Source organism: Streptomyces sp. NPDC005423, from assembly GCF_040606415.1.
Classification (GTDB): Bacteria; Actinomycetota; Actinomycetes; order Streptomycetales; family Streptomycetaceae; genus Streptomyces.
The window spans coordinates 134,813-157,374 of the sequence record NZ_JBEXET010000003.1 but is presented as its reverse complement, the minus strand read 5'-3'; the positions used below and the strand labels follow the sequence as shown (position 1 = coordinate 157,374).

Sequence of the window (22,562 nt, the reverse complement as noted above, 5' to 3'; positions counted from 1 at the left end):
ACGGATGCCGGGCCGCCGCCTAACGTCACTCCCGTGGTCAAGCTCTCCGTCATCGTGCCGTTTTACAACGTGCAGCAATACGCGCCCGACACCCTGAAGAGTCTGCGGGCGAACGCGCGCGCCGACTTCGAATTCATTCTCGTCGACGACTGCTCGCGCGACGAGACACCGGACATTCTCGCGCGTGCGGAACGCGAGCTGCCCGGCGCGGTGTATGTCCGACACGAGAAGAACGGAGGACTGGCGACCGCGCGCAACACCGGCATCGACCGGGCCCGGGGGGAGTACCTGACGTTCCTCGACGGGGACGACTGGCTCGCCCCCGGCTACTTCCCCCAACTGCTGGACGCCATCGAGGAGTTGGGCTGCGACTTCGTGCGCACGGACCATGTCCAGTGCACCGCGCGGGCCCGGACGATCCACCGGGTGCCGCACGGCCGGCGCGGAGTGGTGATGAGCCCGCGCGACGCGATCCTGCCCGCCGACCGCTCCACCTCCGTCGACTACGCCTACGCATGGGCGGGGATCTACCACCGCCGGCTGGTCGACCGCGGGCTGCTCCACTTCACCGACGGACTGCGCACGGCCGAGGACCGGCCGTGGATCTGGAAACTGCACCGGGAGGCGGAGTCGTTCGCCGCGGTGAGCCTGCTCGGCGTCTTCTACCGGCGTGGGGTGGCCTCCTCGCTCACCCAGATCGGCGATGTCCGCCAGCTCGACTTCATTCGCGCGTTCGACCAGGTCATCGAGGAGACGGCGCGGGACCGGGACGCGGCGAGACTGCTCCCCAAGGCCGTCCGCACCTATGGCGCCATCATTTCCCACCATCTGGGATCCATCGAAAGGTTCGAGCCGGCGGTGGCGAGAAAACTGAAGTCGATGAGCGCCGTCGCGCTGCGGCGCATGCCGCAGGAGGTGCTGGACGAGGCGCTCGACTCCATGGACGTCCAGCGCGCGACGAGGCTGCGCCGGCTGCGCCGCCGTCCCGCCGCCGGGACGGGGGTCGCCGCGTGACCACCCAGATCTTCCTCGCGTCCACGCTGTACGGCACGGCCACGCTCGCCGCGGCCCTCGACTCCGACGCCTTCGCCCCCGCCGACCGGCGCATCCTGCTCGTCTGCAACAACTCCGCGACGCCCGAGACGACTTCGGCCCTCGACGAGATGCCCGGCTTCGCCCGGCTGCGCGAGCGCTTCGACGACGTGGTGTCGTGGAACGAGACCATCTCCCCCTTCCACCCGGGCGGTTGGGCCCCGCGCCCGGACGACGTCCCCCTGTGGGAACGCCATCTGCGGCTGCTGTGGAACCTGGGCGAGGACCCGGTGTCCCTCGCCGTCGAGTCGATCCAGGTCAACCCGGCGCTCGCCGTCGCCCAGATCTTCACCGGCGCCCCCGTCACCGTCTACGCCGACGGCCTGATGAGCTACGGCCCGACCCGCAACAAGATCGACCCGCTGGTCGGCACCCGGGTGGACCGGGTCCTCCATCTGGACCTGGTCCCGGACCTCACCCCGCTGCTGCTCACCGAGTTCGGCGTCGCGCCGGAGATCGTCCCCACGGACGCCTTCGTGAAGGTGCTCGCCGAACTCGTCGACACCGGCGACGAGTTGCCCGCCCTCCCGGCGGAAGGGGCGCTGCTGCTCGGCCAGTACCTGTCCGCGCTCGACATCCTCACCGCCGAGGAGGAGGAGGACCTGCACGTCCGGATGCTCAGGGGGGTGGTCCGACTCGGGCACAACCGCGTGGTGTTCAAGCCGCACCCCTCGGCGCCGGCCCGCTGGTCGCGCGCGCTGGAGAAGGAGGCCGAGAAACTCGGCGCCGACCTCACGGTCCTCGACACCCCGGTCCTCGCCGAGGTCCTCTACCAGCGGATGCGGCCGGCCCTGGTCGTCGGCTGCTTCTCCACCGCCCTGCTGACCGCCTCCACGCTCTACGGCCTGCCGGTCGCCCGGGTCGGCACCGGCACGCTCCTGGACCGGCTGACGCCCTACGAGAACAGCAACCGGGTGCCGGTGACGATCGTCGACGCGCTGCTGCCCGAGCTGTCGGACCGCGCGGCGGTGACGGCACAGAGCGAGGGCATGACCGTGGCGGACCTCAACTCCCTGGTCCGGGCGGTGGGTTACGCGATGCAGCCGAAGATCTACCCGGAGCTGCGCACGGCCGCGGAGGAGTATCTGACCCGGCGGCTGGACACGCACACCTGGCGCTACTTCAAGCGCAAGCGGCTCACCTCGCTGGCGCTGCCCGGCGCGGTACCGGCCCAGCTGGCGTTCATCCCGCGCAACGCGACCGTGCGCAGGGTGGCGCGGCGGGCCCGCTCGCTGAAGCGGGCCGTCGGACGCTGAAGCCTGCCGGAACCCTGGCCGACGCGGAGGTGAACGGGCACGGACCGATAAGCGAATCGTCGGTCCGCGGACCAGGAGGGCCCCTTGATTCGGACTAACGTGCTGTGCGTCAGCCCAGTCCCAGCGAGGGGAATCCTGTGATCGACACCGCCCTGCCACCGGCGGACACCTCCCCGGCGGCGCGGCCCGCGGAGCCCGCGCGGCCGACCGGGCGCCGGGAGACCCGGCTGCGCGCGCTGGACGGGCTGCGGCTGGTGGCGGCGCTGATGGTGGCCGCCTACCACTACGGCGGTCGCGGCGGCGAGGTCACCCAGGCCTGGGGCAGCTCGGCGAAGGCCCAGTTCCCCACGCTGAGCCCGCTGTTCGCGTACGGCTGCCTGGGTGTCCAGGTCTTCTTCGTGATCAGCGGCTTCGTGATCTGCATGAGCGGCTGGGGCCGCTCACCGCGCTCCTTCTTCGCCTCCAGGGCCTCCCGGCTGCTGCCCGCGTACTGGGCGGCGATCATCATCGTGACAGCGGTCTTCGCGCTGCCCTGGGTCGCCTACAAGACGGTCGCGCCGAGCGACGCCCTGGTGAACCTGACCATGCTCCAGCAGCCGCTGGGCGCGGACCGGGTGCTGGGCGTGTGCTGGACACTGTGGGCCGAGATCCGCTTCTACGCGCTCTTCGCGCTGTGTGTCGTGCTCCCCGGCGCGAACCGGCGCCGCGTCATCATGTTCTGCGCCGCCTGGACGCTGGCGGCGGCCATCACCCAGGGCGCGAAGCAGCCGCTGCTCGACATCGTCCTGATGCCCGAGTACGCGCCGTACTTCATCGGCGGGGTCGGCCTCTACCTCGTGCACCGCGACCGCAAGGACGCCTACGCCTGGGGCATCGTCGCCGTCAGCTGGCTGATCGGCCAGCACGCGGCGGTGGCGTCGCTGTGGCACGCCCCCGACCCGTCCACGTTCTCCTACCGCACCACTTGGGGGATCGTCGCCGTCGTCACCTGCGGCTACGCCGCCGTCGCCGCGATAGCCCTCGGCTGGCTCAACCGGGCCGACTGGCGCTGGCTCACGGTCGCGGGCGCTCTGACGTACCCCTTCTACCTCGTCCACGAACACCTGGGCTGGGTCGTCATCAAGCTGCTCCACCGCACCCTGCACCTCCCGTCCTACGCCACCTTCCTGCTGACGGTCGCGGGCATGCTGGTGCTGGCCTGGCTGCTGAACCGGTACGTCGAGAACTGGCTGACCCCCAGGCTCCGCAAGGCCCTCTCGACCCCCCGGACCTGACGGCCGCGGGTGATCCGATCCGGTGCCCGTCGCGTACGTGCCGCCCAACGGGCCTACGGCAAAGGGCTGTTCGTCGCCCGTCCGACGGTCACCTCGGCCGGGCCGAGAGGACCGGGGCAGGCCTCGGCGCCCACCTGAGCCGCCTCGGCCTGGACAGCGGCAATGGGCTAGGCCGCGCTCGCCAGCGTCAGCTTCACCGCGAAACCCAGGAACAGCGCGCCCGCCGCCGACGTGACCCCGGCGGCGAGACGCCTGCGGCGGCGGAAGGCGGCGGCGAGCCTGGTGCCGCCGAATATCAGGGCGGTCAGGTAAAGGAAGCTCGCCGCCTGGGCGAAGGCGCCGAGCACGACGAAGGAGACGGCCGGGTAGGCGTAGGCCGGGTCGACGAACTGCACGAAGAAGGCGACGAAGAAGAGGATCGCCTTGGGGTTGAAGAGGCTGACGACGAGGGCCCGGCGGAAGGGCCGCTCATCGGCGGCCGGGGCCGCCGGACCGGCCTCGGCCGCCGCCCGCTCCCGGCGCCCGCGCCACAGGGCCCGCGCGGAGCGCAGCATCCCGAAGGCCAGCCAGGTCAGATAGCCGGCGCCCGCGTACTTCACGATCCCGAACAGCACCGCGTTGGCCTGGAGCAGCGAGGCGACCCCCGCCGCCGACAGCGTCATCAGCACGGCGTCCCCGCACCACACGCCCGCGGCGGCGGTGTACCCGGCCCGCACTCCGCGGCGGGCGGCGACCGAGAGGACATAGAGCGAGTTGGGGCCGGGCAGCAGGACGATCAGGACGAGGCCTGCCAGATAGGTGGGCAGATCGATGACACCGAGCATGGAAGGGAGTGTCGCACGCGGGCAGGACACTCCTCCTCCGGGTTTACCGGGGGCGCGGTGCCGAATACGCCGTGGGAGGCGAGGGAGTGGGGCGCGGTCCTGCGGGGGCGGAACGTGCGGGGCGCGGGCGGGACCGGGGGAACGTGTCCCGCCCGCGCCGAGTGCACGAGCCGCGAGTACGGGGGGAACCCCGGCTCTGTGCGACGGCCGATGACCAGTCGGCTCACTCAGTACTGCGCCACGGCGGCCGAAAACGTCACACCCGGCGCCGGAAAAGCCGCGACGGCCGGAAAAGCGCAGGTCAGAGGCGTTGGTTCGGGCTGTACGTCCGGCCCGGCGCGGGGGTCGACGCGGCGGTGTCGGCCGTCCGGCCGGACGCCCCGGCCGTGTTCCTCGGGGTAAGGGGGACGAGCGGGGCGAAGGCCGACGGCTGGGGAGTGGCGGCGGTGCCGTTCGCCTGGTGACCGCCGTGGCCCGGGGCGGTGCGACCGTCATGGTCACCACCCCACCCGCCCTGGTCGCCCGGCGTCTCCTGGTCGATGCCCTCTTCGCCGCCCTGACCGTTCTGGCCGCCCTGACCGCTCTGGCCCGTTCCCTTGCCGCCGGAGTCAGAGCCGGAGCCGGAGCCGCCGTCGACGCGCTTGAGGATGCCGCGACAGTACGTCCCCACCCGCGAACTGCCGCCCGCCGCGCCCTCCAAGGTGTGCCGGCGGCCGGAGTCGAGCGACTTGCCGGCGCGCACGTCCCGGCAGGACGAGGCCACGCCCTTCCACCAACTGGCGCCACCCGGTTTGCCGTTGCCCGCGGTGGAGCCGGGGTCGGTGCCCGTCCCGGCGGTCCCGTCGGTCCCGTCGGCGGAACCGCCGGCCGGGGAACCCGCCGTGGCGCCGCCACCCGGGGCCGACGAGCCGGGGCCCGCGGTCACGGTGGGGTGCGGCGCGGCCGAGCCCGGCGGGCGGTCGGGCGTCGCGGCCGCGGAGATCGAGACGCCGGGTGCCGGGTCGTCGTGGAACGGCGACGGCAGGGCACCGGTACCGGCCGCGAACGCGACCCCGCCGATCATGCCCACGGCCAGCGCCGCGGTGAGCCCGAGCCGGGCCGGACCACCCCAGCCGGACCGGCGGTCGGCGGGCACCGGGCGGCCGATACGGACCAGCCCGGCGTCCGAGGACGGGACGCGGGCGCGCTGTCCGAGGGCCGCCCGCTCCCCGTTCCGGCCGGTGCGCGCGGTGCGGAACGCGGCCAACGCGGCTGCCTCGCCCGGGAGTTCGGCACCGGACGGACCGGGAAGCGGGATGTCGGCGGACAGCGCGCCGAGCGCGTCGGCGAGCCGTTCGGCCTGGTCCCGGGCGGTGGCGTCGACGGTGTCGAGGGACTCGCAGCGCAGCAGCCGCTCAGCGGTCTCGCGGTCCAGCCATCTGTTCTGCTCGTCGGCCATCACATGTCCTTCTGCGTCCGCGTCCGCGTATCCGTCACAGTGGCGGACGTCACCGCGTGGTCGCGGAGTTGTCGCCGGGTCGGCAGGGCGTCGAGCGCGCCGGCCGGTCCCGAGCCGTCGTCGAGCAGCTCCGCCAGCCGCTTCAGCCCCCGGTGGGCGGCCGTGCGGACGGCGCCCGGCCGCTTGCCGAGGGTCTCGGCGGCGGTCTTGGCGTCGAGGCCGACGACCACGCGCAGGACGACGGCCTCGGCCTGGTCCTGCGGGAGGCGGGCGATGAGGGAGAGGGTGCGGTCGGTGCCGAGCGCCTCGATGGCCTCGACGGCCGTGTCGGACTCGGCGCGCCGGCCGGTCAGTTCGCTCTCGTCGCCCGCGGTCGCGGGGCGGCGGCCCCGCATCCGTATGTGGTCCAGGGCCCGGTTGCGGGCTATCCGGGCCGCCCAGCCGCGGAACCGGTCGGCGTCCCCACTGAACCGCTCCAGGTCCCGGGCGATCTGCAGCCAGGCCTCGGACGCCACGTCCTCGGCGTCCGGCTCTCCGACCAGCGTCCGTACGTATCCGAGCAGCCGCGGCTGCACCGCGCGGTACACAGTCCGGAACGCGGTCTCGTCCCCGTCCTGTGCCGCAAGCACCGCGGCGGTCAGCTCCGCGTCGTCCCCCAGCACGTGGTCCCTCTGATTGGTGATCGCGGTCCTGGACCGCGGATGGCTACGGCGGTACTCCGTCCTCCGCGCTCCGACGCGAAAGGCACGTTACGACCTGAAACCGCTCCTCGTCCATGTCCGCACTCACGGTGGCCGCGGGGGCTGGAGCGGGGTGTGACAGAAAACGCACTCTTGACGCTGTAGGAGATACGGGCCGCCGCGCGGCCCGTGCCGCGCGACGGCCGGGGCCTCTCCTGTGGGGGGTGGCGGCTCCGGCCGTTGCCTTGGCCCCGGTGGCTGACTCCGGTGGCGGGTTCCGCCCGGCCGGTCCGGTGCGCCGCGCTCACGCTCCTCCTTCGCCGCGCAGGCCGCTCTGCACGCCCTCGCCGCCCGTCGGACGCCAGTCGTCGCGGCGCCTGGTCCGGGTCGGGCACGCGCCGGTGTCCCGCGCCTCCTGGAACGCGGCCACCGCCCGCCGCTCCCCCTCGCGGTCCGCCGTGGCCTCGCGCAGGGCGGCGCCGAGCAGCGCCGCGAGCCCCTCGCCCCGCGGTCCGCCCGGGTCGTCGCCGTCACGGTCACCGTCGCCGTTCATGTCGACTCCCCCAGCGTGCGGGACCCGTCATCCGTCACACCGTCCACGCCGTTCCCGCCATCGGCGCCGTCCACCCCGTCCGTGCCGTCCACGCCCAGTTCGCGGGCCAGCCGTCGCAGACCGCGGTGGGCGGCGGTGCGGACCGCGCCGGGGCGTTTGCCGAGGACCCGGGCGGCGGACGGTCCGTCGAGGCCGACGACGATCCGCAGCAGCACCGCCTCGGCCTGGTCGTGCGGCAGCCCGCGCACCAGGCCGAGGGCGTACGCGGTGGAGAGCGACTCCAGCGCCTCGTCCTGGGTGCTGTGCGGTCCGGGCAGTTCCAGTACGTCCTGTTCGAGCGCCGCCGGGCGCGGCCGGACCCGGAGCCGGCGCAGATGGTCCACGGCCCGGTGCCGGGCGATCGTCGCCGTCCAGCCGCGGAAGCCCGCCCCGTCACCGCGGAACCGGCCGAGGTCCCGGGCGATCTCCAGCCACGCGTCCGAGGCCACGTCCTCGGCGTCGTCCCCGACCAGCCCGCGCAGATAGCCGAGCAGGCCCGGCTGCACGATCCGGTACGCGACCGCGAAGGCGCCGTCGTCGCCCTCCTGGGCCCGCGCGACGGCGGCGCCCAACTCCCCGTCGTACGGCTGCACGCGGCGGGGTTCCCCTCCCTGGCCCAACACCTGTCCTCGTCCGTACCGGCTGCGCGGCGGAGCCTCCCCCGCGGCACGGCCCCACCCGCGCCCCCTACGGTCATCAGCGCCGGGCCGCGTGGAAGTGTCACAGCCGGTCAGCGCCCCGCGGGCCACGGAGACGGCGGCACCCGGAGGAACGGCGGATTCAGCCGGAGCGGGTCACGCCGGGGTGTCCACCGGCCGCGGGGCCGGAGTCCCCGCGGTGCCGATCGCGGGCACCCGGTGCGCGTCGATCACGACGCCCGCGACCAGCGCGGCGAGCAGCAGCGCGCCCATCGCCCACCAGGTGGCGACGTTGAAGCCGTGCACCGCGGACTCCGCCGCCAGGCGCCGCCGGTCCACCCCGGGTCCGGCGTGCGCGGTGGCGTAGCGGGCGGTGACGGAGGCGGCGATCGTGTTGAGCAGCGCCGTACCGATCGAACCGCCCACCTGCTGGGCCGTGTTGAAGGTCGCTGAGGCGGCGCCCGCGTCCCGGGGTGCGACGCCTCCGGTGGCCAGCGACACCGACGTCATCATCGCGGTGCCCATGCCGAGGCCGAGCATCAGCGTGCCGGGCAGGACGTGCGAGGTGTAGGCGGGTTCCACGCCGACCTGGGCGATGAGCAGCAGCGCGCCCGCCGCGAGCAGCAGGCCGGGGACGATGAGGGCGCGCGGCGGGACCCGGTTGAGCAGCCGGGCGGCGATCTGGGTGGAGCCGATGACCATGCCGACGGTGATGGGCAGGTAGGCGACGCCCGTCCTGACCGGCGAGTAGCCGAGGACGCGCTGCATGTAGTAGGTGAGGAAGAGGAAGACGCCGAACATCCCGATGGTGACGAGCAGGGTGGTGAGGAACGCGCCCACCCGCTGCCGGTCCTTGACCACCGTCATCGGCAGCAGCGGCACCCGGGCCCGGGTCTGCCGGAGGCCGAACGCGGCGAGCAGGACCACCCCGGCGGCGAGCAGGGCCAGCACCAGGCCGTCGCCCCAACCGCGTGACTCCGCCTCGGAGAAGCCGTAGACCAGTGAGAGCATGCCGGCGGAGCCGAGGAGCGCGCCGGGCACGTCGAGGTGGGCGTCGGGGTGCCGGCCGCCGCCGTCGAGGAGCGTCCACGCGCCGGCGAAGGCGAGCAGCGCGATGGGCACGTTGACGTAGAGGCACCAGCGCCAGTCCAGGTACTGGGTGAGGAAGCCGCCGGCGAGCAGGCCGATCGCCGCGCCCGCGCCGACGATCGCGCCGAAGACCCCGAACGCCTTGCCGCGGTCCTTCGGGTCGGTGAACGTCGTGGTGAGCAGGGAGAGCGCGGAGGGCGCGAGCAGGGCGGCGAAGACGCCCTGGAGGGCGCGGGCGCCGAAGAGCATGCCCTCGTTGGCGGCGGCTCCGCCGAACGCGGACGCGGCGGCGAAACCGATCAGCCCGGTCATGAAGGTGTTCCGGCGTCCGGCGAGGTCGGCGACCCGGCCGCCGAGCAGGAGCAGTCCGCCGAAGGCGAGGGTGTAGGCGGTGATGACCCACTGCCGGTTCCCGTCCGACATGTGCAGGTCGGCCTGGGCGGACGGCAGGGCGATGTTCACGATGGTCATGTCGAGCACGACCATCAACTGGGCGAGCGCGATGACGACCAGCGCCCACCAACGACGGTTGTCGGCCATGGGTCCTCCCGGATCCGGTCAGCGGTCGGTCCTCATCGTCCCGCCGCACCCCACCGTTCGGGAACGCCGACGTCTCCTGTTCTTCGGGCAATTCAGCCCCACCGGTGATCAACTGGCCGCTGTCGAGGGCCTGTTGGGATCAGCCCCGGCCGCGGGCCCGTCGCGACACCACCGCGCGCAACACCCGGCGCCCCTCCGTCGTCACCGCGAGCGCCGGGCGGAGACCGGCCGTGCCGTGGGCGGCGAGGAGTTCCAGGACGGTGGTCTGGTCGCGCAGTTCGGCGGCGACGAGCGGTGACACCCCGTCCGTACGGCCCGCGCGCAGACCGTCGGCCCACTCCGCGTCCGCGACGGCGGCCGCGCTTTCGAGGAGCCGGTGGACGCACAGCGAGGCGGCGGAGCAGGCGTCGGCCCACTCCCGCAGGCCGGCGCCGGACGGTTCACCGGGCGCGGTGGCGAGCATCCGGCGGGCCAGCCGCACCGCCTCGTCCTCGGCGGGCGCCGGGTGCCCGGCCAGTCGCTCGCGCACCTGCCGCAGCCGGACGCCCCACTCGTCGGCGCCCGCGTCCTCCGTGAGGCTCGACCAGAGGGGGCGCAGCAGTTCGTCGTCTCCGCCCAGCAGCGGCACGCACCGATCGGAACAAGCCAACCCGCTCACGGCCAGCCCGAGCTCGCCGGCCTCCGCGATCCACTGCGCCAAGCTCATCCAAAGCCTCCCTCGCCAGGGCGCCTACCCTACGGGGACCGGATTCTGCCGTACTGCGCGGGTCTGGGCCGCCGGCTCCCGGGGCACACCGGCGGACCGGCGGAGAGGAGCCGGGCGAAGATTTCCGGCCAACGGCCGGGGCAGCGGGGTCAGTCGGGTCACCCGGCTGAGGGGGTCACCGGTCGAGCTTGTCCGCGAGTGCCTTGAAGGCCGTCCAGGAGAGCGCCGGGGTGCCCGGGTCCCACAGCTTCTGGACGGTGGCCCGCAGCGGCATCCGGATGTTGGCCGCGATCTGGTCCTGCGTCTGGGAGTTGGCGAGGTCGCACCAGACCGCGAAGGACCCGCCGAGGATCTGGCCGTCGTACTTCGCGGGCACCGCCTGGGTGCCGCGCAGCACGCGCGGGGTCCACTGCTCGTAGATCCGCTGTCCCGTCGGGTAGACGAAGGTCTGCGGCTGGCCGAGGACGTAGTAGAGGTACTCGTCGTTGTAGTTGAGGACCTTGCGGCCCGCGCCCAGGTAGTCGAGGGGCGGCCGGGCGCCGATCTCCTTGCCTGTCCAGTAGGCGACTTGGAGGTCCTTGGCCGCCGTCACCGACGTGCCCCGGAAGAGGCCGTCGTTCCAGACGCGCATCGTGCGGTCGTGGGCGCGGACGGTGTCGGCGCGGTCGTTGAGCCAGCCGGTGGTGAGGTCGGCGACGGTGCCGCCCGCGCCGTAGGCGTCGCGGGCGGCGGTGGCCAGCTGCGGGAAGGACGCCTGCGGGTCGGCGACGGTGAGCGCCTGGTACTCGTCGCCGCCGAGGTGCCACTGGTCGCCGGTGAACAGGCCCGCGTACTCGTCGAGCAGGTCGTCGACGATCGTGGCGGACTCGTCCTTGGCGATGTCGATCGCGCCGCGGGTGGCCACCCCCGACGCGTTGCGCAGCTGGAGGCCGGGGTGGGCGGCGATGACCGCGCCGAGGTGGCCGGGCGAGTCGATCTCGGGCACGACGGTGATGTGCCGGCTCGCCGCGAGGGCGACGATCCGCTTGACCTGGGCCTTGGTCAGATGGTCCTTGGCGACGATCTCCGGGTGGGTGCTCGACTCGATGCGGAAGCCCTGGTCGTCGGAGAAGTGCAGGCCCAGTTCGTTGAACTTGAGGTCGCCCAGCTCCCTGACCCGGTCCTCGATCCAGCCCGCGGTGAACGGCTTGCGGGCGATGTCCAGCATGAACCCGCGCCGGGGCTTGGCCGGCGCGTCACGGACGACGCCCTCCGGCGCCGTACCGCCGCCGTGCACCTCCTGCTTGAGCGTGCGGGTGCCGTAGAAGACGCCCGCGTCCGAGGGCCCGCTGATGTCGACCCGGCCGCCGCGCACGGTCATGGTGTACGACTCCGGAGCCGCGCCCCCGCCGAGCGCCAGCCGCACGTCGCCGGCCCGTACGTCGCTCTTCTGCCCGGCGTACGTCAGGCCCAGCTCACCGGCGATCAGCCGGCCCTCGTCGGCGAGGCGGGAGTCCGCCACGACGACCCGGTCGGCGCGGGCCGGACGCCAGCCGGGGCCGCGCGCGGCGGTGTGGGAGCGGACGGCGGGGATGGTGCGGGGCGGCTGCGAGAGCGGGTAGGAGCGGGTCGGGGTCGGCGTGGGGGTGCGCGAGACGGCGGCGGAGGCGCCGTCCGACGCCTGCCGGGTCGAGCCGGCCGGCCCGTCGTCGCCGGAGGCGGCCCAGAGACCGAGGCCCACCCCGCCGGCGACCACCGCGGCGACCGCGGCCCCCGTCAGCGCCCGGCGCTGTCCGACCTGCTTCGCCGACGAGCGGCGCCTGTGCTGGCTCACGCCTGCCAACTTACGGCGCGGACCGGAGTCCCGCGTCCACCGCACGTGCCGGAACTCTCCCGTGCGGGTGAAAATCCGGGCCTCGGTCGGACACGTCATGAACACACTCGATACCGTGGTGACGCACCTCTCACAGCGTCCCCGCCGAACCACGCGTTCCGCTTCCGGTCACCGGGCGACGCCCCCGCCTCCCACCGCCGAGGACCCCCGCCGCCCGTGCACCGTCACCCCCGCCTCCCGTGCCGGGCAGCCGTACCGGCCCTGCCCGAGCAGCCCCGTGCCCCACGGTCCGCGCACCCGCTGGACGGCTTCAACTCCGCCTCCCCCGACGACGTACACCACACCCTCCTCAGCTGCCTGCACAGCCTGCGCTGGGCCCGCCGGCTCGCCGACCACCACCCCTACCCCGACCTGGAGGCGCTGCTCGCCGCCGCCGACGAGGCCGCCTACGACCTGACGGCGGGCGACCTCGCGGAGGCGCTGGCGGGCGAGTCGCTGCCGGCGCTCCCGGACGACGTCTACTCGGCGGCCCACCTGGCGCTGGGCGCGGCGCACGCGGCGTACGAGAGCCGCTTCGGGCACACCTTCGTGAGCTGCGAGGACGGCGTTCCGCCGGACGAGGTACTCGGCCAGGTCCTCGCGGGCATCCGGTCACGATTGACGAACGATCCCGAGGACGAGCTGGTGGTCGCGGCCGAGGAGCTGCGCCGACTGGCCCGGGCCCGCCTGACGCGGCTGCTGCGGTGACGGCGGCAGCCGCCGGTAGCCCGTAAGAGGCCGATCGACTGCCGGTTTGATCACATCGGCAGGGCCGCTGCAAACGTTCCGACAACACGTCGCTACGATGCTGGGGGCCGGTGGACCGTACCCGGCCGGGCCCGACCGACAGAGAAGCCGGCGCGGCTCTACATCCCCGCTCCCGGAGGGTCTTCCGTGCCGGCTGGAACGCTGTACCGCGGCCGGGAAGGAATGTGGTCCTGGGTGGCTCATCGAGTCACCGGCGTCCTCATCTTCTTCTTCCTGTTCGTACACGTCCTGGACACCGCTCTCGTCCGTGTCTCCCCCGAGGACTACGACAAGGTCGTAGCCACCTACAAGACGCCGATCGTCGCGCTGCTGGAGTACGGCCTCGTGGCCGCCGTCCTCTTCCACGCCCTCAACGGGCTGCGCGTCATCGCCGTCGACTTCTGGTCGAAGGGCACCCGCTACCAGAAGCAGATGCTCTGGTCCGTCGTCGGCCTCTGGCTCGTGCTGATGATCGGGGCGGTCTACCCCGTCCTCGGCCACGCCGCTCGTGTTCTCTTCGGGAGCTGACGCAGACGCATGTCGAACAACACAGTCACCACTGAAACCACCCCGTCGGGCATCGGCCCCGTCGAGAGCGGCTCCGTCTACGACGTCGACCACCCGGCGCCCCTCATCGAGGCCCCGCGGCTGCGCACCAGGAAGACCCCCAAGTCCACCCGGGGCAACTTCGAGATGTACGGCTGGCTCTTCATGCGCCTGTCCGGCGTCGTGCTGGTCGTCCTGGTCCTCGGCCACCTGCTGCTCCAGCTCGTCCTCGACGGCGGTGTCTCCAAGATCGGCTTCGCCTTCGTGGCGGGCCGCTGGGCCTCGCCGTTCTGGCAGGTCTGGGACCTGCTGATGCTCTGGCTGGCGATGCTGCACGGCGCCAACGGCCTGCGCACGGTCATCAACGACTACGCGGAGCGCGCGAACACCCGGCTGTGGCTCAAGGGCCTGCTCTACACCGCCACGGTGTTCACCATCCTGCTGGGCACGCTGGTGATCTTCACCTTCGACCCGAACATCCGCTAGATCCGGGGCTAAGAGACTCATGAAGATCCACAAGTACGACACCGTCATCGTCGGCGCGGGTGGCGCCGGCATGCGCGCGGCCATCGAGTCGACGAAGCGCAGCCGTACCGCCGTACTGACGAAGCTCTACCCGACCCGCTCCCACACGGGCGCCGCGCAGGGCGGTATGGCCGCCGCGCTCGCCAACGTGGAGGAGGACAACTGGGAGTGGCACACCTTCGACACGATCAAGGGCGGTGACTACCTGGTCGACCAGGACGCCGCCGAGATCCTCGCGAAGGAGGCCATCGACTCGGTCCTCGACCTGGAGAAGATGGGCCTGCCGTTCAACCGGACGCCCGACGGGACGATCGACCAGCGCCGCTTCGGCGGCCACAGCCGCAACCACGGCGAGGCCCCGGTCCGCCGGTCCTGCTACGCGGCCGACCGCACCGGCCACATGATCCTCCAGACGCTGTACCAGAACTGCGTCAAGGAGGGCGTGGAGTTCTTCAACGAGTTCTACGTCCTCGACCAGCTGATCGCCGAGGTCGACGGCGTGAAGACGTCGGTCGGCGTCGTCGCCTACGAGCTGGCGACCGGTGAGATCCACGTCTTCCAGGCGAAGGCCGTGATCTACGCGTCCGGCGGCTGCGGCAAGTTCTTCCGGGTGACGTCGAACGCGCACACCCTGACCGGTGACGGCCAGGCCGCGGTCTACCGCCGCGGGCTGCCGCTGGAGGACATGGAGTTCTTCCAGTTCCACCCGACCGGCATCTGGCGCATGGGCATCCTGCTGACGGAGGGCGCCCGCGGTGAGGGCGGCATCCTCCGCAACAAGGACGGCGAGCGCTTCATGGAGAAGTACGCGCCGGTCATGAAGGACCTCGCCTCCCGGGACGTCGTCTCCCGCTCCATCTACACGGAGATCCGTGAGGGCCGCGGCTGCGGTCCCGAGGGCGACCACGTCTACCTCGACCTCACGCACCTCCCGCCGGAGCAGCTGGACGCCAAGCTCCCGGACATCACCGAGTTCGCGCGCACCTACCTGGGCATCGAGCCGTACACGGACCCGATCCCGATCCAGCCCACCGCGCACTACGCGATGGGCGGCATCCCGACCAACGTCCAGGGCGAGGTCCTGACCGACAACACCACGGTCGTCCCGGGCCTGTACGCGGCCGGCGAGGTCGCCTGCGTGTCGGTGCACGGCGCCAACCGGCTCGGCACCAACTCGCTCCTGGACATCAACGTGTTCGGGCGCCGGGCGGGCATCGCGGCGGCGGAGTACAGCCAGCGCGCCGAGTACGTCGAGCTGCCGGAGAACCCGGCCGAGCTGGTCGTCTCGCAGATCGAGCGGCTGCGCTCGTCGACGGGGAACGAGCGGGTCGCGGACATCCGCCGGGAGCTCCAGGACACCATGGACGCCAACGTCATGGTGTTCCGCACCGAGCAGACGATCAAGACGGCGGTCGAGAAGATCGCGGAGCTGCGCGAGCGCTACCTCAACGTCTCGATCCAGGACAAGGGCAAGCGGTTCAACACCGACCTCCTCGAAGCCGTCGAGCTGGGCAACCTGCTCGACCTGGCCGAGGTGATGGCCGTCTCCGCGCTGGCCCGCAAGGAGTCGCGCGGCGGTCACTACCGCGAGGACTACCCCAACCGCGACGACGTCAACTTCATGCGCCACACGATGGCGTACCGCGAGGTCGGCGACGACGGCACCGAGTCCATCCGGCTCGACTACAAGCCGGTCGTCCAGACCCGCTACCAGCCGATGGAGCGTAAGTACTGATGGCTACCCCTGTTCTGGACAAGGCGGACGAGGCCGGCCGGCCCGAGCCCGGCTTCGCCGACACCCCCTACATCACGGTCACCTTCCGCATCCGCCGCTTCAACCCCGAGATCTCGGCGGAAGCGGTCTGGGAGGACTTCCAGCTGGAGATCGACGCCAAGGAGCGCGTCCTCGACGGTCTCCACAAGATCAAGTGGGACATCGACGGCACCCTGACGTTCCGCCGTTCCTGCGCCCACGGCATCTGCGGCTCGGACGCGATGCGGATCAACGGCAAGAACCGTCTCGCCTGCAAGACCCTGATCAAGGACATCAACCCCGAGAAGCCGATCACGGTCGAGCCGATAAAGGGTCTGACCGTCCTGAAGGACCTGGTCGTCGACATGGACCCGTTCTTCCAGGCGTACCGGGACGTGATGCCGTTCCTCATCACGAAGGACACGAACGAGCCGACGCGCGAGCGCCTTCAGACGGCCGAGGACCGCGAGCGCTTCGACGACACGACGAAGTGCATCCTCTGCGCCGCCTGCACCTCCTCGTGCCCGGTCTTCTGGAACGACGGCCAGTACTTCGGCCCGGCCGCCATCGTCAACGCGCACCGCTTCATCTTCGACAGCCGTGACGAGGCGGGCGAGCAGCGCCTGGAGATCCTCAACGACCGTGACGGCGTGTGGCGTTGCCGCACGACGTTCAACTGCACGGACGCGTGCCCGCGGGGCATCGAGGTCACCAAGGCGATCCAGGAAGTGAAGCGGGCGCTGATCACCCGGCGCTTCTGACGCCCTGCGCCGTACGCCCACGGGCCCCGTTCCTGCCGGAATCGGGGCCCGTGGGCGTACCGCCCCTCGATCGGGTGAAGCGGTCTGAACGGGACACCCACAGGCCGTCGGTCCTACGATGATGCTCTCGACACCAGCCCACAGGAGGCACGCGATGTCCGCAGCAGCTGTAGAGCGGTCCTCCCAGCACCGGCCACTGACAACCCTGGCCGACGAGATCATGGAGCGTCGTCCGGGCTATCGCGTCGAGATCATCGGAGATCAGCTCCTCGTGACCCCGTCCCCGGATGCCCCCCATGCCCGCGCCCTGGATCGGCTGAGGACCCCCTTTGCCGTGGCCGGGCTGGCGGGAGGCGACACCGAAGTACTCCAGAACATCAGCGTGTGGCTCCCGGACGGTGCCGAGGACTACGCGACGCCCGACCTGTCCGTGGTCGATGCCGACATCGACGCTCACTACGTGCAGAACAACTGTTATGACCCCGTGGCCTTCCGGTTGGTCCTGGAGGTCACTTCGAGCAACTGGAAGACGGATCTGCAGACCAAGGCCACCGCCTACGCCAACGCCGCCGTTCCGGTGTACGTGATCGTCGACCGCAGGCACCAGCGCATCCACGTCCTCACCAACCCGGCGAAGGACGAGTACGCCAACCACCGAGTCCACGCCCCCGGCGAGCAGGTCACCCTCCCCGACTCGCTCGGCGCCAAGGTCACCCTCGATGTGAGCGAGATCCTCAAGGCCGGTCAGCCGCACGCCGGTTGAGCCTCCCGCCCCGGCCGGAGCTGGCAGGATGGGGGGGACGAACCAGCCGACGGGGGACAAGACGATGAGCGAGCCGAATCCGTACCAGAGCGGTGCCTACGAGTGGGGCCCTCAGCAGCCTCCCGCACAGGCTCCCGGAGTGCCCGGTTACGGCTATCCCGCACCCGCGCAGCCGCCGTCGTACGGCTATCCCCAGCAGCCCGGCGCCCCGGCCCCGATGGGCGGCGCCCCCCTCATGTCCATCGGCGACATCACGGTGATGGGGGACCAGATCGTCACGCCGGCCGGCACCCTGCCGCTCCGCGGGTCCGTGTGGAACGCCACCGACATGTCGCACACCGAGGAGAAGATCCCGACGCACGCCGTCGTGCTGGCGATCGTGTTCTTCCTCTTCTGTCTGCTGGGGCTGTTCTTCCTCCTGATGAAGGAGAAGAAGACCACCGGGTACATCCAGGTCACCGTGACCAGCGCCGGCCGCCACCACTCGACGATGATCCCGGCGCTCGGGCCGCACACCTTCCCGGCGGTCATGGGCCAGATCAACTACGCGCGGTCCCTCAGCGCCATGTGAGCACCGCGCTCACCGACGAGCCCGGGCCCCGCGTCGCCACGCCTCGCCCCGCCCCGCCCCGCCGCGCCTCGCCTCGCCTCGCCTCGCCTCAACGAGTGATCGCGTCGACGAGGCGTCGGGCCGTCGCGCCCGCGCCACTGCCGCGGCCTCTAATCTGACGGAATGTCAGATGATGAGTCGTACGAGCTGCTCGGTTTCGACAACGTACTGCTCCCGGTCGGCGATCTCGCCGAGGCCGTCGGGTTCTACGAGCGCGCCGGGTTCGCGGTCGGGTTCCGGCTGGACGAGGCCGGGATCGCGATCCTGAAGGTGGGCGGCGAGACGCCCGGCGTACTGCTGCGGCAGGAGGAGGGGCTGAGTCACCGACCGCCCCCGTGGTGTCCGCCGCGGCTGTGGCTGGAAGTGCCGGACGCGCGGCTGGCGGGGCGGAAGCTCGGCGCCGCCGGGATCGAACTCCTCGACGCGCCCCTGTCCGTCTCCACCGGCTGGGTCGTGGAGGTCGCCGACCCCTGGGGCAACGTCGTCGGCTTCGCCGACTACACCAAACGGCCGGAGCTGGCCCGCAGAAGCTGAGGCCGCCCGCGGCCGGTCCGTACGCGACGCCCTTGGTTGAACGTGTTCAAAAACAGGTCTAGAGTCACTCTCGACAGCGTTTTTGAACGCGTTCAAGAAGGGTGGGGGAATGGATCTCACAGTCATCGCCTATGTCATCTACCTGCTGGTCAGCATCGGTCTGACCATCTGGGTGGCCCGCACGCTGAGCCTCAACGGGCGAATCTTCCTGGCCGACGTGCTGCACGGCGACGAGAAGCTCGCCGACGCCGTCAACCACCTCCTGGTGGTCGGCTTCTACCTCGTCAACCTCGGCTTCATCGCGCTCTATCTGAGCGGCGACGACGACATCGAGAACACCCGGGAGGTCTTCGAGGCCCTGTCGACCAAGCTGGGCGTGGTGCTGCTGGTGCTCGGCTTCATGCACCTGGGGAACGTGTACGTGCTCAACAAGATCCGTCGGCGCGGGGTGCTGGAGCGGGAGCAGATCCCGCCGGTCGCGCCGCGGGACTGGGTCGCACCGTCGGCGGGGGCGTGACGACGGTGGCGGCACTCACCCCGGACCGGGACGCCGCGCGCGTCCCGGTCCGCGGGCTCACCGTCCTGTACGACGCGGAGTGCTCACTCTGCGCCTTCGTCCGCGACTGGCTCCGACGGCAGCCGCAGCTGGTCCCGTTGGAGCTCCTGCCGGCCGCCTCCGAGGAGGCCCGGCGGCGCTTTCCGGCGCTCGACCATCGCGCCACCCTCCAGGAGATCACCGTCGTCGGGGACTCCGGGCAGGTGTACCGGAACGCCGACGCCTGGATCGTCGTCCTCTGGGCCCTGCGCGAGCACCGCCCGCTGGCCCACCGGCTCAGCACCCCGGCAGGCGCCCGGCTCGCCAAGGGCGCGGTGCTCGCCGCCGCCAAGTGGCGCGGGGCGCGGGGGCGCGAGGCGCGGTGGGGAGGAGACGGGTACCGGCTGGGCGACGGATGGACGTACGACGGGAACCGGGGGTGGACGTACACCGGGCCGGGGTGCGACAGCGGCACCTGCTCCACTGGCTAGGCTCGTTGCGTGCCCGCGAAAGACGACAGTCCCCATCCCGAAGAACGTCCCGAAGAACATCCTGGAGAACGTCCTGAAGACGTGGACGGTCCCGCGCCGGCCAGGGCTCCGACGCCGACCGCCAAGTCCGAGCAGACGCGCGCGCTGATCCTGGAGACCGCCATGCGCCTGTTCCAGGAGCGCGGCTACGACAGGACGACGATGCGGGCCATCGCCAAGGAGGCGGGGGTCTCGGTCGGCAACGCGTACTACTACTTCGCCGGCAAGGAGCACCTGATCCAGGGCTTCTACGACCGCATCGCCGAGGAACACCAGGCGGCGGTCCGTGAGGTCCTGGACCGGGAGACCGACCTGGAGGCGCGGCTCGCGGGCGTCCTGAAGAGCTGGCTGGACATCGCCACGTCGTACCACGAGTTCGCGGTGCAGTTCTTCAAGAACGCGGCCGACCCGGACAGTCCGCTCAGCCCGTTCTCCCCGGAGTCGGAGCACGCGCGGGCGGAGGCGATCAGTGTGCACCGGGAGGTGCTGGCCGGATCCCGGGCGAAGGTGCCGGAGGAACTGCGGGAAGTGCTCCCGGAGTTGATGTGGCTCTCCCAGATGGGGCTCGTGCTGTACTGGATCTTCGACCGTACGGAGGGCCGCGAGCGCAGTTACCGGCTCGCGGAGCGGGGTGCGCGGATCACGGCGCGGGGTGTGGCGCTGGCCCGGTTCCGGGTGCTCAGGCCACTCGTCCGCGAGGTGCACGACCTGTTCACGGACTTCTTGCCGGGCATGACCCACGCGCTGCCCGACCCGGCGCGCGGGCGGGCGACCCGGCGCGGGGCGCCCGCCGATGACGAGCGCCCCTGAACCACCTTGCCGCCGGGCTCAGTTGACGGCGTCCACCTCGCCCTCCGCCAGTTCCACGTCCTGCACCAGCGGGCCGTCCGCGACGACCACGTGCCGTGCGTTCGGCGCGTACGGCGCCGCCGTGGTGGTCAGGAGATACGTACCCGGGGCCGGCACGGAGAGGATGTACGAGCCGTCGGCCAGGGACGTCACCCGGTCCAGGTGGTGTCCGCCGCCGCCGGCCACGAGCGCCACCGACGCGCCCTCGACGGGGTCGCCGTCCGGGGTGCGGACGAAGCCGTGCACGACCGACGCCGGACCCGCCCCGCGCGGCGACGTGGACGGCTCGCTCTCCTCCTTGGGCTCCACGGCGAGATGCGGCAGCCGCTTCTCCAGCCAGTCCGGCAGCCACCAGTTGGAGGAGCCGAGCAGGTGCATCGCGGCCGGCACCAGGGCCGTACGCAGGATGAAGGCGTCCAGGGCGACGGCCGCGGCGAGTCCGACACCGGCCGTGGCCGCGCCGGCGTCGCCGCTGAGGACGAAGGCGAGGAAGACGCAGACCATGATCAGGGCCGCGCTGTTGATGACCCGGCTGGTCTCCGCCAGGCCCACCCGGACCGCGCGGGCGTTGTCCTTGGTGTGGACCCACTCCTCGTGCATCCGGCTGACCAGGAACACCTGGTAGTCCATGGAGAGACCGAAGAGCAGGGAGAGCATGATGACCGGCAGGAAGGCGTTGATCGGGCCCTCCTTGCCGAGGCCGAGGAAGCTCAGCCCCCAGCCCCACTGGAAGATCGCGACCAGCACGCCGAAGGAGGCCGCCGCCGCGATCAGGTTCATCAGCGCGGCCGTCAGCGGTACCACCAGGGACCGGAAGGCGATCAGCAGGAGCAGGAAGCTCAGCCCGATGATCGTCACGACGAAGAGCGGCAGCCGGTCGCCGGTGACGGACGCGAAGTCCTTCGAGACGGCCGTCACCCCGCCCACGTGGCCGGTCGCGCCGGCCTCGGGTATCACCTTGTCCCGCAGGGTGTCGATCAGGTCGTCGGTCTGCTGCGACTGCGGTGACGTGGTCGGCACGACCTGGATCACGGTCACGCCTCGGGCGGGCGGCAGCGCGGCGACCCGGGCCACCCCCTCGGTGCCTTCGATGCCCTTGACCAGGGCGGTTGTGTCACCGGTCGAAGTCACCACCTGGAGCGGGCCGTTGAAGCCCGGACCGAAGCCCTCGGCGAGCAGGTCGTACGCCTTCCTGGTGGTCGTCGAGGCGTCGTCGTTGCCCTGGTCGGTGGCGCCCAGGCGCAGCGACAGCACGGGGAGGGCGAGCAGCGCCATGACGACCAGGGCGAGCGCGGCGATGCGGCGGGGCCGCTTCTGCACGGCCGCGGACCAGCGCGCGGCGAGGTTGTCGGAGCGCTCCGGCGCGGGGCCGTTCTCGGCCAGCTTGCGGCGCTGCCTGCGGCTGAGCACCCGCGGGCCGAGGAAGCCGAGCAGGGCGGGCAGCAGGGTGGTCGCCGCCAGGACGCTCAGGACCACGGTGAGCGAGGTGCCGACGACCACGCCGTCCAGGAAGCGCAGGTTGGTCACCAGCATCCCGGCGAGCGCGATGCACACCGTGCCGCCCGCGAAGAGCACGGCCCGGCCCGAGGTGTCGAGGGCGATGACCGCCGACTCCTCGGGTTCCAGGCCGCGTTCGAGGCCGCGCCGGTGCCGGGTGACGATGAACAGGGCGTAGTCGATGCCGACGCCGAGGCCGATCAGGGTGGCGAGCAGCGGCGCCAGGTCGGGTATGTCGGTGGTGTGGCTGAGGAGTTGGGTGGAGAACAGGCCGGTGCCGACGCCGAAGACCGCGACGCCGATCGGCAGCAGCATGGCGTAGAACGAGCCGAAGGCCAGGAAGAGGACCACGGCGGCGGCGAGGATGCCGACCATCTCGGCGAGGCCGGTGGGCGGTTCCTGCACGCGCTGGATGGCCTGGCCGCCCAACGCGACCTCCAGGCCGCCGCGTTCGGCTTTCTGGGCGGTGTCGACGACGTTCTGTACGAGGTCCTTGGGGACCGCGTTGGCGCGCTCGGTGAACGTGATCTGCGCGTAGGCGATCCGTCCGTCCTTGCTGATCTGCGCGGCGCCCCGCGGGCCGGTGTAGGGGCCGGCGACCTCGCCGACGCCCTTCATCCGGGCGATCTCGTCGAGCGCGGGACGGATCCGGGACTGCACGGAGGCGTCCCGCACCGAGCCCGAGCCGACCTTCCACACCACCGTGTCGGTGTCGCCCGAGCTGTTCGGGAACGCCTTCTCCATCAGGTCGTAGGCGCTCTTGGAGTCCGTGTTCGGCAGGGAGAAGACGTTCGCGTAGTCCGTCCCCGCCGAGGAGGCCGAGAGGCCCAGTCCGAACAGTGCCCCCACCCACAGCAACAGGACCACCAGCCGATGCCGATAGCACCACCGTGCCAATGCCGCCACGCTCAACACTCCTTAGTAAACAGTC

General features: G+C 71.8%; 23 protein-coding genes. 14 read left to right on the top strand and 9 right to left on the bottom strand.

Annotated features, from left to right (window positions below):
- The first annotated feature begins 33 nt into the window (after positions 1-33).
- The 3 genes from ABZT12_RS06990 (at position 34) to ABZT12_RS06980 (ending at position 3,622) form a co-directional block, all read left to right on the top strand.
- Entirely contained in the window at positions 34-1,014 is a 981-nt protein-coding gene (locus tag ABZT12_RS06990; protein ID WP_356378515.1) for a glycosyltransferase family 2 protein, read from the top strand.
- A complete protein-coding gene (locus ABZT12_RS06985) occupies positions 1,011-2,348 on the top strand; it encodes an alpha-2,8-polysialyltransferase family protein (protein WP_356378512.1) in 1,338 nt (445 codons plus the stop codon). Before ABZT12_RS06990 ends, ABZT12_RS06985 begins: the two co-directional genes overlap by 4 nt.
- A 137-nt stretch (positions 2,349-2,485) precedes the next feature.
- On the top strand, positions 2,486-3,622 hold the full coding sequence (locus ABZT12_RS06980; RefSeq protein ID WP_356378509.1) for an acyltransferase: 1,137 nt from the start codon (positions 2,486-2,488) through the stop codon (positions 3,620-3,622).
- A 167-nt stretch (positions 3,623-3,789) separates the two neighbouring features.
- On the opposite strand, the gene leuE is transcribed toward ABZT12_RS06980, so the two are convergent.
- From leuE to ABZT12_RS06940, 8 genes are all read right to left on the bottom strand, one after another.
- Complete coding sequence (gene leuE / locus ABZT12_RS06975; protein WP_356378506.1) at positions 3,790-4,446, bottom strand: leucine efflux protein LeuE; 657 nt, start codon at positions 4,444-4,446, stop codon at positions 3,790-3,792.
- 301 nt (positions 4,447-4,747) lie between these two features.
- Positions 4,748-5,884, bottom strand: a complete 1,137-nt coding sequence (locus tag ABZT12_RS06970) for a hypothetical protein (protein WP_356378503.1) — start codon at positions 5,882-5,884, stop codon at positions 4,748-4,750.
- Positions 5,884-6,546 carry an RNA polymerase sigma factor gene (locus tag ABZT12_RS06965; protein ID WP_356378500.1) on the bottom strand — a complete coding sequence of 221 codons (663 nt, stop codon included), beginning with the start codon at positions 6,544-6,546 and terminating at the stop codon, positions 5,884-5,886. Before ABZT12_RS06965 ends, ABZT12_RS06970 begins: the two co-directional genes overlap by 1 nt.
- A gap of 322 nt (positions 6,547-6,868) precedes the next feature.
- Positions 6,869-7,117 (bottom strand): hypothetical protein, encoded by a 249-nt coding sequence (locus ABZT12_RS06960; protein WP_356378497.1) that lies wholly within the window; start codon positions 7,115-7,117, stop codon positions 6,869-6,871.
- Entirely contained in the window at positions 7,114-7,776 is a 663-nt protein-coding gene (locus ABZT12_RS06955; RefSeq protein ID WP_356378494.1) for an RNA polymerase sigma factor, read from the bottom strand. Before ABZT12_RS06955 ends, ABZT12_RS06960 begins: the two co-directional genes overlap by 4 nt.
- 174 nt (positions 7,777-7,950) lie before the next feature.
- A complete protein-coding gene (locus tag ABZT12_RS06950; RefSeq protein ID WP_356378491.1) occupies positions 7,951-9,423 on the bottom strand; it encodes a DHA2 family efflux MFS transporter permease subunit in 1,473 nt (490 codons plus the stop codon).
- 139 nt (positions 9,424-9,562) lie between these two features.
- Positions 9,563-10,129, bottom strand: a complete 567-nt coding sequence (locus ABZT12_RS06945) for a hypothetical protein (protein ID WP_356378488.1) — start codon at positions 10,127-10,129, stop codon at positions 9,563-9,565.
- A gap of 175 nt (positions 10,130-10,304) precedes the next feature.
- Complete coding sequence (locus tag ABZT12_RS06940; RefSeq protein WP_356379030.1) at positions 10,305-11,888, bottom strand: glycoside hydrolase family 20 protein; 1,584 nt, start codon at positions 11,886-11,888, stop codon at positions 10,305-10,307.
- 270 nt (positions 11,889-12,158) lie between these two features.
- Here ABZT12_RS06940 and ABZT12_RS06935 point away from each other — a divergent pair, with 270 nt between their 5' ends.
- The 11 genes from ABZT12_RS06935 (at position 12,159) to ABZT12_RS06885 (ending at position 20,095) form a co-directional block, all read left to right on the top strand.
- Complete coding sequence (locus ABZT12_RS06935; protein ID WP_356378485.1) at positions 12,159-12,689, top strand: 2-oxo-4-hydroxy-4-carboxy-5-ureidoimidazoline decarboxylase; 531 nt, start codon at positions 12,159-12,161, stop codon at positions 12,687-12,689.
- 186 nt (positions 12,690-12,875) lie between these two features.
- Entirely contained in the window at positions 12,876-13,256 is a 381-nt protein-coding gene (gene sdhC / locus ABZT12_RS06930) for a succinate dehydrogenase, cytochrome b556 subunit (protein ID WP_356378482.1), read from the top strand.
- A gap of 9 nt (positions 13,257-13,265) precedes the next feature.
- On the top strand, positions 13,266-13,760 hold the full coding sequence (locus ABZT12_RS06925) for a succinate dehydrogenase hydrophobic membrane anchor subunit (RefSeq protein WP_356378479.1): 495 nt from the start codon (positions 13,266-13,268) through the stop codon (positions 13,758-13,760).
- A gap of 19 nt (positions 13,761-13,779) precedes the next feature.
- Positions 13,780-15,534 (top strand): succinate dehydrogenase flavoprotein subunit, encoded by a 1,755-nt coding sequence (gene sdhA / locus ABZT12_RS06920; protein ID WP_356378477.1) that lies wholly within the window; start codon positions 13,780-13,782, stop codon positions 15,532-15,534.
- On the top strand, positions 15,534-16,313 hold the full coding sequence (locus ABZT12_RS06915; RefSeq protein ID WP_356378474.1) for a succinate dehydrogenase iron-sulfur subunit: 780 nt from the start codon (positions 15,534-15,536) through the stop codon (positions 16,311-16,313). The genes sdhA and ABZT12_RS06915 overlap by 1 nt, the downstream gene beginning before the upstream one ends.
- 154 nt (positions 16,314-16,467) lie before the next feature.
- Complete coding sequence (locus tag ABZT12_RS06910; protein ID WP_356378471.1) at positions 16,468-17,076, top strand: Uma2 family endonuclease; 609 nt, start codon at positions 16,468-16,470, stop codon at positions 17,074-17,076.
- Positions 17,077-17,140: 64 nt separating this feature from the next.
- Positions 17,141-17,647, top strand: a complete 507-nt coding sequence (locus ABZT12_RS06905; protein ID WP_356378468.1) for a hypothetical protein — start codon at positions 17,141-17,143, stop codon at positions 17,645-17,647.
- A gap of 162 nt (positions 17,648-17,809) precedes the next feature.
- Positions 17,810-18,220, top strand: coding sequence for a VOC family protein (locus ABZT12_RS06900; protein WP_356378465.1), 411 nt, complete (start codon positions 17,810-17,812; stop codon positions 18,218-18,220).
- A gap of 109 nt (positions 18,221-18,329) precedes the next feature.
- Positions 18,330-18,737, top strand: a complete 408-nt coding sequence (locus ABZT12_RS06895) for a hypothetical protein (RefSeq protein ID WP_356378462.1) — start codon at positions 18,330-18,332, stop codon at positions 18,735-18,737.
- Entirely contained in the window at positions 18,734-19,246 is a 513-nt protein-coding gene (locus ABZT12_RS06890; RefSeq protein ID WP_356378459.1) for a DCC1-like thiol-disulfide oxidoreductase family protein, read from the top strand. The genes ABZT12_RS06895 and ABZT12_RS06890 overlap by 4 nt, the downstream gene beginning before the upstream one ends.
- 81 nt (positions 19,247-19,327) lie before the next feature.
- Positions 19,328-20,095 (top strand): TetR family transcriptional regulator, encoded by a 768-nt coding sequence (locus tag ABZT12_RS06885; protein ID WP_356378456.1) that lies wholly within the window; start codon positions 19,328-19,330, stop codon positions 20,093-20,095.
- Between the two features lie 18 nt (positions 20,096-20,113).
- On the opposite strand, the gene ABZT12_RS06880 is transcribed toward ABZT12_RS06885, so the two are convergent.
- Positions 20,114-22,528, bottom strand: coding sequence for an MMPL family transporter (locus tag ABZT12_RS06880; RefSeq protein WP_356379027.1), 2,415 nt, complete (start codon positions 22,526-22,528; stop codon positions 20,114-20,116).
- Positions 22,529-22,562 lie beyond the last annotated feature (34 nt).